Origin of the sequence: Ideonella azotifigens, assembly GCF_006519715.1 — a bacterium.
Classification (GTDB): domain Bacteria; phylum Pseudomonadota; class Gammaproteobacteria; order Burkholderiales; family Burkholderiaceae_C; genus Ideonella; species Ideonella azotifigens.
Map to the genome: position 1 here is coordinate 22328 of NZ_VIDT01000009.1, position 10286 is coordinate 32613.

Below are 10286 nucleotides of genomic sequence, written 5' to 3' on the forward strand. Positions count from 1 at the left end.
GTTTTCTCCAGAAAGTTGGGTTGGCGACCGTTCTCGCCGCACGCTAGCGGTGTCAATAGATCGACGCAGGGCCGCTCAACCAACCGCCTTCATGAGGGACGCCTGCGGCTCCCGGTTGGCAGCAGTCGTCGACTTTCGAAGCAAGAAATGCGAAAGCGCAGGAATGAGAATGAGCGCTCCGAGCATGTTCCAGAGGAACATGAAGGCCAGGAGGATGCCCATATCGGCCTGGAACTTGATGTCCGAGAAGGACCACGTCAGGACGCCGACCGCCAGCGTGAAACCCGTCAGCAGAACGACCTTGCCGGTAAACAGCAATGCCTTGTAGTAGGCCGTCGACAGGCTGCTGCCCTGGCGCAACTGCTGCAGCGTCACACTGAGGATGTAGAGCGCGTAGTCGACACCGATACCCACGCCCAGGGCGATGACCGGGAGCGTCGCGACCTTGACGCCCATGTTCAACTTCACCATCAATGCCTCTGCCAAGACCGAGGTCAGCATCAACGGTAGGACGGCCACCAAGACGGCGCGCCAGGACCGGAACGTCAGAAAGCAGAGGATCGTGACGGCCGCATAGACCAACAGCAGCATTTGCGTCCACGCTTGCTTCACAACGATGTTCGTAGCGGCCTCGATCCCTGCGCCGCCAGCAGCGAGCACGAACTTGGCCTCCGGTGTGTCGTTCGCTTTGGCATACGCCTCCACCTCGGCGACGACACGGCTGAGCGTCTCCGCCTTGTGGTCCTTGAGGTAAACGTAGAGCGACAGCAGCGAGCACCCCTGGTTCAGCAACTCGCGAGGTGCACGCGTCTGCACGGCCCCGATTGCTCCCTCATTGGGGATCAACTCATACCACTTGAACGCGCCTTCATTGAACCCGACCATGGAAAACTTCGACAGCATGGCCATGGAGTTGGTGGATTCGACGCCGGTCAGTTGCTCGATCTGCCACGCCAGGCGGTCGACCTTGGCCAAGGTGCCATATGCTCCGCATCGGTCCGGTTCAGTGGGAACCATCACGACCAGGATGTCGGAACTGGCGGCGTAGTTGGCCGAGATGTACGCGTTGTCCTTGTTGTAGCGGGAATCGGGACGCAGCTCGGGCGCCCCCGCGTCAAGATCACCGATCTTGAGCTGGGTAGAGACCGCGACCCCCCCCACCGCCAGGACGACCGCTGCGACTATCGCCGCGGCTGCGGCGCGTCGCTGGGTGAACGCATCGAGCCAGCGCCACAGACGGTGCTTCGCTGCGCCGCCGCTGTCTCGATCCGCATGTTCGGTGCGCAGGCTGCGGTGAGCAGCCGAGAGGCTGACCCCGGTGTAGCTCAGCAGAATGGGAAGGAGGATCAAGTTGGTGAAAATGAGCATCGCCACGCCGATGCTCGCCGCCACCGCAAGCTCCTTGATCACCGGAATGTCGATGACCAGCAACACGGCGAATCCGACAGCGTCGGCGAGCAGCGCGGTCAGGCCCGCCATGAACAGACGTCGGAAGGTGAATCGTGCCGCAACAAGCTTGTGCACGCCTCTCCCGATGTCCTGCATGATCCCGTTCATCTTCTGTGCCCCATGGCTCATGCCTATGGCGAAAACGAGAAACGGCACCAGCACCGAGTAGGGGTTGAGCTCGTATCCCAACGTTGGCAACGCCCCCAACTGCCAAACAACCGCAACCAGCGAGCTGGCCATTACCAGCAACGTGCTACGCACGTCGCGATTGAACCAATAGATCATTCCCGTCGCGATGCCGATGGCTACGGCGAAGTACCGAAGCACTTCGCGCAAACCCGCAATCAGGTCGCCCACGACCTTGGCGAATCCGGTGATGTGCAGGTCGGTCGCCTCGTCCTGGTACTTCGCCCGGATCTCTTCGAGACCCTCGGAGAACTTCCGGTAGTCGAGCTTTTTTGCGGTCTGCGGATCCTTGTCGAGCAGCGGCACGAAGATGATGGAGGAACGGAAGTCGGCCGCAACCAGCTGGCCAATCTCGCCGGAGCGTTCCACGTTCAGCCGCACCTGCTGAAGTGTGCGCTCCGAGCCGTCATAGTCTTCCGGAATCACGGCGCCGCCGTCCACCCCGTCTTCTGTCACTGCCGACCATCGGACGTTCGAGGTAACCATCGACTTCATGAACGACCGGTCGACCCCCGGGAGCAGAAACACCTCGTCGTTGATCTTTGCAAGCTTCGAGAGATAGTCCTTGTCAAAGACCGTTCCGCGCTTATTGACTACGGCGACCCGCACAACATTCTCAAGTCCCGTCAAGTCTTCTTTGTGCGACAGGAAGTTGACGATGTACGGATGCGAGGTCGGGATCGTCTTCTCGAAACTGGCGTTCAGTTGCAGCTTGGTGGCCTGGAACCCGAACACCACGGTGAAGATGAGGCAAAGGATCAGCACGATCCGCCGGTGATTGAAGAGCGCACGCTCGATGAGCGAGCCGGACCGAGGATCGAAGTCTTCCAGCCGCTGAATTTGGCCGGGCGTGTCGGAGAGGGAGGCAGGATTCACGGAGTACTCGTAGTCGCGGGTTGGATCTGCAGAGTCAAAGGCGGGTGCTCTCGCTCTGGTTCGCACGGCGTGGTAACGCTTCCAGGATCGCCGCAGTTCTTGTTCTTAATTCGTTCGCGCAATTGGTCAACCAGCGCGAGTCCGGCTTCAACCCCAGCAGCTGTGCCGTACACGTAATGGTCCGGTCGGACGATGGCGACGTCGGCACCGAGACCGTGCAGCCAGGCTTGCAAGAGCGGAGTCTCCTCTTCAACCGAAAAGCCCAGGCCGGCATGGCGTTTCGCGTCCGGACCGACGAAGACCGCACAGCCCTTGAGCGCTGCCGCCATCACGGCCACCGCGCCGGCTTCGTCGTCGGTGAGCCGTTCGGTCACGACGATGCGGAAGCACGCACCGGTGATGTCGTCCAGCAGCTTCGACACTCCACCCGGCGTGATGACGGTCGGCTGGGGAAGCGGTTCGCCGGCGCCCGGCGTCCCTGTGGCGATCAGTCCGTCTCGCAGCGGCGGAATCATCGACTGGCGAAAGGTCGTTTTCACCACCCCGCCCTGCTCGGCCAGCATCCGCGCATCGCGGGAACGTGCCTTGACGGGATCGCGCTCACAGATCACACGCCCAAGCTGGATAGCCGCGCGGGTGGTCGCCGTCACGTGCGGACGCCGTTCTACCCCATAGTCGTCGAGAAGACGATCAGTCGAGGCTCCGGACAGCACTCTTTGGAGACGCCAAGCCAGTCCGTGAGCATCCCGGATCCCCTGAACCATGCCCTGCGCCATGAATGGAGGCGTCATGTGCGCAGCATCGCCCGCCAATAGCACGCGGCCCTTGCGCCACTGTTCGGCCACCAGACCGTGGAAGCGATAGGCTGCTGCGCGCCGCAATTCCGCGTCTCCCGGCTTGATCCAGCGCGACAGTAACGGCCATAGCTGATCGGGCGGAAAGTCGCTCGAGAGGCTGTCGACCTCGAGCAACATCACCTCCCAACGGCGGTGATTACCGGGCCCGACCACGAAGGTGCATGGCCTCTCGGGCTCGCAGTACTGGACTTGCGTTGTCGGCAGATCTGCGATTTTGTGGTCATGAACATCGGCATCGACAACTAACCAATGCTCATCGAAGGCAAGGTCTTCCAGCTTGATGCCCAAGGCCTTGCGGATGGGACTGGAGCCACCGTCGCATGCGACCAGATAACGAGCCATCCATTGTTCGATTTCCCCGTCGGCGTTCTGCACCTCAACCTCGACACCCTCCCGGCTCTGCGTATGCGACAGCACCTGGCAAGAGAGGAACACACGCACGCCGGCCAGCTCGCTCAGACGTCCACGGATCTCGCGCTCGAAGGCGGGTTGATCAAAGACGTAATTGGGCGCCCAGCCGAGCCGATGCGGCGGAGGCTCCGTGTCGAGCTGCTTTATCAACTGACCTTCAACGCCACGATATTGGCTGGGCCTATAGGGCGCCGCATGCGTCAGCACGCGGCTTGCAATGCCGAGCTCCTGCATCACACGCATCACTTCGTGGTCGAAACCGATGGCGCGCGGCAGAGGAAACAGGTCAGGCATCCGATCGAAAGCCGCGACGGTCATACCCCGCTGAGCCAGCAAAGCCGACAGCACGGCACCTGTAGGACCTAACCCAACGACAATGACATCTGCGCTATTCATGTGGACCTAACACCTTCGAAGGCTAGATTGTGCACAAAGATATGTCGAGTGCATAGATTTTCCCAGGTCCTCATTCCCAGTGGAAACCCGGATGCGCAAGGCTTTCATCGCTGCTTAAATATGCACGAATCTGGTTTTGTGCATTACTTTGCAATCAGATGTAGCCGGAGACGAGAGTGAGCACCATGAAGGCCGCACGCCTGCACGCCGTAGGCGAATCGATGCGCATCGAAGAGGTACCGCGCCCGGATCCCGGACCGAATGACGTGCTCGTCCGGGTACGGTCTTGCGGCATCGTGCCCAACCTCGCGAACATCCTCGCCAACTGGCCAACCTGGTTCCCCGAACGACCACAGCCGCCGTTGCCCGCGATCTTCGGGCTCGATCCGGCCGGCGAAATCGTCGCGGTGGGCCGCCAAGTCCATGCGTGGAAGGCGGGCGATCGCGTTTACGTGAACCCCGGCCGCTACTGCGGCGGTTGCAGAGCCTGTCGCGCCGGGGACCACATCAACTGCACGTACTACACGTTCAACGGCTACTTTGGCTTCTCCGAAAAGTCGCTCGCGATCTTCAAGGATTACCCCTACGGCGGGCTGGCCGAGTACATGACGGCGCCGCAGTACTCGCTTGTGCCCGGGCGCTCCGCACGAGGTAATTCTGCAAGGGATGCGTGCGCTCAAGCGAGGCGGTAAAGCGGTTGACATCGGCGCGATCGCGGGAGCGCTCCCAATCGACATCCACACGATGATGGATTGCCAGCAGTCTTTGAGCGGATCGCTTTGGTTTACCGCCACGGAAGGTGAGGACATGGCCGACATGGCGGCTCGTGGCCTGCTCGACCTATCGATCTTCGAACAGGTCAAGTTCCCACTCGACCGCGTCAACGAAGCTATCGCCGGAATCACGAACCGAAACGGCGGGTTCAGCAACTACGTGATCAATCCCTGATCTCAGCCGGCGGCCGCAAGGTTCGCTGGCGTCCGCGGCTTGCAAACCCGGCAGCGGATTGTTCGGCTCCTACAGGGCCAGGCGATCTTGCGCCTGGTGCAGTCATTCAGACATTGCCCCCACGGCATGCGTGCTGGCCGAGGAGACGCCCAATTCCGGCGGGCACACCAGAACGGCCATGGGCGCAGTGTTGAACCGTGGGGCCAGTTGATCCGGTCCGCGCTGGCTCTTGGGCAGCGCCTGCAGAGCGTCGTGGAAGTAGCGTCGGCAGTGCGCCCAGCAAGCCACCCTCGTGCAGTTGCGCTTCACTTCGTTCGTCGTGATCAACTTACGGCGGGACTTGCACCCGCAAGAGTGCGCCCATGCTGGGCGCACAACGGAATCAGAACCTGCGCACAGGTCCTGATGGGGTGGGTCTGGGTGTGTGGCCGATGCCTTTGGGCATGGCCGGTGCGATGGGCTAGAACGGCTCGTCGGGATCGAACTCAGGCGGTGCCTGGTCGGGCATGAGTTGTTCGCGCCACGCCTGCTGTATCTGTGGCCCGTAGGCGGCCCACAGTGCCTGGCGCATGGCCCCCCGCGTCAGAATACTTGTCGCCTCCGTAGAACCATGAACCCGGGGGCGCAGAGAGAACGAGTTGGCTCGATACGGACAAGCATTCAAGGACCGGGCGGTAGCGCGCATGCATCGCCGGAAGCGGTGGCGCGTGAGATTGGCGTCGGGGTGGACACGCTGGAGCGCTGGCGCTCGGAGTCGTTGTCCAGGCCGGTCAAGGACGGGTCTGGACGGCCGCAGCGCGGTTCGAGGCGGTGATCGCCACCGCTGCCATGGACGAGGCCACGCGCAGCGCGTGGTGTCGCGAGAACGGCGTGTACCTGCAGCAGTTGCAGCAGTGGAGGGCCAGTGCGACGCAGGCGCTGGCAGCGCCCGAGGAGGCGCGCGCGAGCCCCTCACAGACCAAGGAAGACAGGCGTCGCATCAAAGAACTCGAGCGCGAAGTGCGTCGCAAGGACAAGGCCCTGGCGGAGACGGCAGCACTGCTGGTGCTCTCAAAAAATGCGAGGCGATCTTCAAAAGGAACACGCAGGGCGAGGACGAATGATCGGCCTCGAAGATCGCCAGGAACATGCCCGAGACATCGAAGTGGCCCGCAAGGCGGGCGCGCGGTTGCACCAGGCCTGCGGGATCGTCGGCATCACGGCACGCACGCTGCAGCGCTGGAAGGCGCACCAAGGCCTGGAATCGGGTGATGGCAGGCCAAACGCGGTGCGGCCGATGCCCAGCCACGCGCTGAGCGAAGCCGAGCGCGCGCAGATCCTGAGCGTGGCCAACGAGCCGCGCTTTGCCGACCTGCCGCCCGCGCGCATCGTGCCAACGCTGGCCGACGAGGGCGTCTACATCGCCAGCGAGTCGACCTTCCAGCGCGTGCTGCATGCGCAGGGGCAGACGCGCCACCGCGGCCGCCGAGTCAGATTGGCAGAGAAGCATCAGCAATGCAATGATGGCCGATTTACAAATCGAGCTCTAGCACCGGCGACATCGCTCGGGAGACGCACACCATCATGCTCTGACCGGCTGCACGCTCCGCCTTCGTCAAGACATGGTCGCGATGATCGACGACGCCTCCGCAGACGGCGGTCTCGCACGCTCCGCAGATGCCCTCGCGGCATGAATTGGCCACAACCACGCCATTCGCATCTAGAACGTCCAACACCGACCGGTCCTCAGGAATCGAAAGGCGCAAGCCGCTCCTCTTCAAGACCACCTCAAACTCCGCCGGCTCGGCCTGGTGGACGTTCGACGCGTCGGCGCTGAACCATTCGAAGTGAACAGTGTCCGGGTCACGGTTCAAGCAGAGGCTCTCGACCGCCTTCATCAACGGGGAAGGTCCGCAGCAGTAAACGTGCTCCCCCGGCTTCGGGTCTGAGAGCTCCGCCTGCAGATTGGGCAGGCCGGACTCGTCGTCGAAATGGAATCGCACCGACTCGCCCATGCCATTCAGTTCCTCGAAGAATGCGGCGCGCACCTTCGATCGAACGCAATACAGCAGCGACCACGCTTTTCCGGCTGCTATGCACCATCGAATCATTGACAGGATCGGCGTGATGCCGATGCCACCGGCGATGAAGCGGTAAGAGGCCGCCTCGCGGGTGAGCGGGAAGTTGTTACGCAGAGCCCGGACGTTGACCGATGTGCCAACCTTCACGAGGTCGTGCAAAGCCGCAGAGCCGCCACGACTTGCGGCCGCCCGCGCCACCGCAATGACGTAGCGGTCCGCCTCCGCACTGTCATTGCAGATCGAGTAATGGCGAACGAGGTGTCTACCCCCTCCGGACTGCAGAACGTCGATCTCTAAATGAGCACCGGGTTCGAACGGCGACAAGTCCTTGCCGTCGTGAGAGCGCAGCTCCACCGAAATAATGTCGAGGGCTTCCGCTCTGATGGCAGCAACGGATAATGTAAACGTCATGAAACTCCGCTCTTCAATGCCGATACACCGAAGGGCAGAGCATCTGCCCTCCTGTGAGTCGGCTATGAAATCAAATCACCGAAAACCAACTCAGCCTATGCTGTCCCACTCAGGCGTGATTCCTTTAATCATCTTGTGCGTTTGAGGATCCAGAAACGCGTTACCAGACTTGACTTCGATGAGTCGCTTGACGCCGGCACCTGCACCGACGGGGCTCTTGCCGCTCGCCACCGCGAGCCCCTGCTTCTTGAACATCCGGCGCGCCATGCCAATTGCGGTATCAGGCACAGTGAGATGCTCTTCCGAATGCAGCGTGATGTCGCCCTGCCCCTTTTGAGAAGCGTAGTCAGTCTGCCAGTTCTGATGATCTTCAAGCGACCATTCGCGGAACGGCCTGCCATGCTTGGGGCCCCAGTTGTCCTTCAAGAAACCCAACAATTCAAGGTTCGCGATGGCATCGTTGTTCGGTCCCATGCGATAGAGCACGTAGTGGCGATAGCTGGTGTCGTCCGCCGGCACGAGCCAACCGATGCTCGAATAGGACATATCCTCGTCGGTCACGCCAGGGGTGCAATGCAGGTTCGGCATGATCACTTGGGCGATCCGCTGATGGAGACGCCCATCTGGCAGACGACGTAGAGAGCGGTTCACCACGCCGTCGTCGGTGTACTTGGTCTCCACTTCCGGCATGATGCCGAAGCTCTCGGTGAACTGCATACCGTTGATCGCGTAATGTGTGATCGCGACATGGAACGGGTCTGCGAAGTTGTCAAACAACTGGAACCAGTTATAGTCGTTGCTGGCCGCGATCTTCGGGTGTGGCCCGTTGGGTCCCGAAGTGTTTTCCTTCGCAACCAGGTACTCCCCCTCCTGCATGTCCAGTTCAAGGGAAATGGTCGGAAACTCGGGCTGCTCCGCCGGGGGGCCCATGTAGGCGAACACCATGCCGAACTTCTCCACCACGGGATACCAGGGCTGACGGACCCGGTTCTTCGTGTCACTGCTCGGCTCGCAAGGCGTTTCCAGACACGTTCCGCACGGGCTGAAGAGCCATCCGTGATAGCAGCACCGGATCCCCTTTTCTTCGACCTTCCCATAAAGCAGCGACGTGCCGCGATGCGCGCAACGAGGATAAAGGAGACCCACTTCCCCCTCCGCGCTCCGGAACAGCACCAGCTCCTCGCCGAGCGCCTTGATCAGCTTCGGGCGAGACGTCGCATCTTCGGCCATGGCGATTGGCTGCCAATACCGGCGAAGCAGTTCGCCACCTTTCGTTCCGGGCCCGCAGCGAACCAAGTCTTCGTCTGGCTTTCCCGCAATATGGCCATAGGCGCGACCATCAGTGTCGTGGTTTGCTTGCATTGTCATGCGAGGATCCTTCGTTTGAGCAGCGACCAAAATAATGCAAGAGCGCATCAAAGAACGTCGCGATCCACTTGTCGTGAAGCAGCCCGCGCGATCCGGAGCGCCCTTAATTTCCATGTTCTGCACTTTTGTGCACAGAAAAGATGTTCACACATTTCTATGGGCGACACCTTAGGGCTTGTACTAACGCATGCCGCGGTGCAGCTGTCGCCTCGCCCAGCAGCCCAGCTGCATGCTTTTTTGTGCGGTTCCGGAATAGTGTGCACAAAAATCGATTGTTCGCAAGCAAGGTCTCTGGCAAAATCTCGTGAATGAGAAACGATGCCCCCATCGCGTCCGCGCCGCCGGAAGCCCCGTTGGTCGAACAGGCCTACGAGGCCTTGCGGCGTTCGTTAATCCGCTGCGAGTTCGAGCCCGGCCAACGGTTGCGGGTTGAGGAACTGCAGCGTCGGTACGGGTTCTCGAGCAGTCCACTGAGAGAAGCGCTCAATCGTTTGGTGCAACAGGGGTTCGTCCGTACGCTGGAACATCGCGGCTTCCGTGTGGCCCCACTGTCGATTGAGGGCATCACCGACCTGACCCGGGTGCGTCTGCTGGTGGAATGCGAAGCATTGCGCGACGCGATGCGCCACGGCGACGACCGCTGGGAAGCCGGTCTAGTTGCCGCTTTACACGCACTGTCGCTTGTCGAGAAACGCCTGGGCACCGGCCCGGTGGTTCTCGACGACGAATGGACCTCGCGCCACCGCGCCTTCCACTTAGCCATATACAGCGGCTGCACCTCGCCGCTGCTCACGGAGATGGTCGACGGCCTGTTCGACCAGGCTGAGCGGTTCCGCCGTTTCTCCGCGCGACTCCGCACCACTCACCGTGCGAAGAACAACGAGCACCAGCGACTGTTCAACGCAGTTTTGGCACGCGACGAGGTTCAAGCGCTGGCACTGCTGGAGCAGCACATTCGCAGCACCGAGCGCAACGTAACGACCGCGCTTCGCACGCTGGCGGCCGGCAATAGCGGCCCGCATTGATCACTGGCCGCGCCGCCTCAAGCGCTCAAGTAGTCCCGGTAGCTCTTCAGCGGCGCAGAGTGCCGACACGTGGTGATCAGACCGCACCACTGCGATGCGCGCTCCGTGCGCCTGCAGCCAGAGGCGGATCAGAGGTACGGTCTGGTCCACCGCCCACACCCGTGCTACGCGGTACTGCGGCGCACCAGGCGGTGCGCGACGATGGCTGCGGGAACGGCGATTCATCGTCGGCACTGTCGGCAGAGAGCGTGCACCAGGAACGGGGTCATCGCCCCTTATGCCTGAGCGACGATCGGGTT

Annotated in this window: 8 protein-coding genes and 1 pseudogene; 4 read left to right on the forward strand and 5 right to left on the reverse strand. The window is 61.7% G+C overall.

Annotated elements, in window-relative coordinates; translation table 11 throughout:
* Nucleotides 1-75: 75 nt before the first annotated feature.
* On the reverse strand, nt 76-2511 hold the full coding sequence (locus FKP22_RS01630) for an efflux RND transporter permease subunit (RefSeq protein ID WP_141284541.1): 2436 nt from the start codon (nt 2509-2511) through the stop codon (nt 76-78).
* Nucleotides 2508-4175: a bifunctional 3-(3-hydroxy-phenyl)propionate/3-hydroxycinnamic acid hydroxylase gene (locus FKP22_RS01635; RefSeq protein WP_141284543.1), complete on the reverse strand. Its 1668-nt coding sequence runs from the start codon at nt 4173-4175 to the stop codon at nt 2508-2510. Before FKP22_RS01635 ends, FKP22_RS01630 begins: the two co-directional genes overlap by 4 nt.
* A gap of 185 nt (nt 4176-4360) precedes the next feature.
* Between FKP22_RS01635 and FKP22_RS01640 the strand changes: the two genes are divergently transcribed.
* Nucleotides 4361-4867 (forward strand): alcohol dehydrogenase catalytic domain-containing protein, encoded by a 507-nt coding sequence (locus FKP22_RS01640; protein ID WP_310733299.1) that lies wholly within the window; start codon nt 4361-4363, stop codon nt 4865-4867.
* Nucleotides 4842-5123, forward strand: a complete 282-nt coding sequence (locus tag FKP22_RS34320; RefSeq protein WP_310733300.1) for a hypothetical protein — start codon at nt 4842-4844, stop codon at nt 5121-5123. Before FKP22_RS01640 ends, FKP22_RS34320 begins: the two co-directional genes overlap by 26 nt.
* Nucleotides 5124-5225: 102 nt before the next feature.
* On the opposite strand, the gene FKP22_RS33645 is transcribed toward FKP22_RS34320, so the two are convergent.
* On the reverse strand, nt 5226-5498 hold the full coding sequence (locus FKP22_RS33645; protein WP_310733301.1) for an IS66 family transposase: 273 nt from the start codon (nt 5496-5498) through the stop codon (nt 5226-5228).
* A gap of 263 nt (nt 5499-5761) precedes the next feature.
* On the opposite strand from FKP22_RS33645, the pseudogene FKP22_RS01660 reads away from it, so the two are divergent.
* A pseudogene (locus tag FKP22_RS01660) lies at nt 5762-6588 on the forward strand (transposase family protein); the annotation flags it as partial.
* A gap of 46 nt (nt 6589-6634) precedes the next feature.
* On the opposite strand, the gene FKP22_RS01665 reads toward FKP22_RS01660, so the two are convergent.
* Together FKP22_RS01665 and FKP22_RS01670 are read right to left on the reverse strand one after the other, a co-directional pair.
* The gene (locus FKP22_RS01665; RefSeq protein ID WP_141284548.1) at nt 6635-7594 is read right to left on the reverse strand and encodes a PDR/VanB family oxidoreductase; all 960 of its coding nucleotides are present in this window, start codon (nt 7592-7594) and stop codon (nt 6635-6637) included.
* A 90-nt stretch (nt 7595-7684) separates the two neighbouring features.
* Nucleotides 7685-8962 (reverse strand): Rieske 2Fe-2S domain-containing protein, encoded by a 1278-nt coding sequence (locus FKP22_RS01670; RefSeq protein WP_170200694.1) that lies wholly within the window; start codon nt 8960-8962, stop codon nt 7685-7687.
* Between the two features lie 308 nt (nt 8963-9270).
* Between FKP22_RS01670 and FKP22_RS01675 the strand changes: the two genes are divergently transcribed.
* Nucleotides 9271-9987, forward strand: a complete 717-nt coding sequence (locus FKP22_RS01675; protein ID WP_141284552.1) for a GntR family transcriptional regulator — start codon at nt 9271-9273, stop codon at nt 9985-9987.
* The last annotated feature ends 299 nt before the right edge of the window (nt 9988-10286 follow it).